At 74.0% G+C, this 993-nt stretch carries 1 pseudogene; it reads right to left on the bottom strand.

What is annotated here, in order from left to right:
• Positions 1-993: pseudogene (locus ABD823_RS34425) on the bottom strand (PKD domain-containing protein); the annotation flags it as partial.

The following is a 993-nucleotide window of genomic DNA, read 5'->3' on the forward strand; positions in this document are numbered from 1 at the left end:
GCGAGCCGGTGCTGCGGAAGGTGCACGTCAGCTCCTCGCACACCGACACCAGCTCGGCGACCGGGGAGGCGTTCGGCGCTTCGGTCCCCGCCCCGGCGAACAGGAACAGGCCGCGCTGGCGCCAGTCCACGCCGTCCACGGCCGGGCCGCTGAGCACGACGGCCGTGCCGGCCACCGGCGCGCCGTCGGCGAAGTCGGCGCGGAGCAGCCTGCCGTCGAGGCGGTCGGTGAAGTAGAGCTTGTCCCCGGACAGGAACATGCCGCCCACCCTGCTGAAGTCGACGCCGGCCACGTTGGTGCTCGCGGTGAACCGCTGGGCACCGACGATCTCGCTCTCGGCCGTGAACCCGCGGTAGTAGAGCGCGGACTCGCCGGTACGGGTGAAGTAGAGACGGCCGTTGCCGTAGAACACGCCGCTCATGTTCCGCATGTCGGCGGCGAAGTCGGTCAGGCCGTTCAGGTTGACCTCGGCGGGCGTCCCGAAGGCGGTGCCGTCGAAGTCGCGCCGGTAGAGCCGCCCGTCCGACCAGGGGGTGTAGAGCTTGCCGCTGAGCATGAAGGCGCCCCGCGCCCCCGACCAGGTGACGCCGCCCGCGTCCACGGGCTGCACGGCGCCGGGGGAGGAGCCGTCGAAGGAGCGGCGCTGCACGGTGTCCGCGGGGGTGGCGCCGACGCCGATCTGGTAGACGTCGCCCGGCAGGGCCCCGGCGAACGGCGGCCGCACGGCCGTACCGCCGGACAGCGGGAACATGGCGAGCCGGGCGTGGTACTCCCAGTTGCCGATGCGGTCGGTGTCGCTGCCGACCCACAGGCCCTGCGCGGTCGCGGTCAGGTCGAAGACGCCGACGCCCAGCGTCCGGGTCGGGTTCCAGGTGAGCGGGACGCCGTTGGCCGGGTCGAGCGCCGCCAGGCCCGGCCGCGAGACGGCGCCGGGGCCCGCCGCGTCGCCGCGGAAGGGGTTGTTCGCCCAGCGGAAGTGGCCGCCGACGTAGA

The sequence above is a fragment of the Planomonospora alba genome, from assembly GCF_039534085.1.
GTDB lineage: Bacteria > Actinomycetota > Actinomycetes > Streptosporangiales > Streptosporangiaceae > Planomonospora_B > Planomonospora_B alba.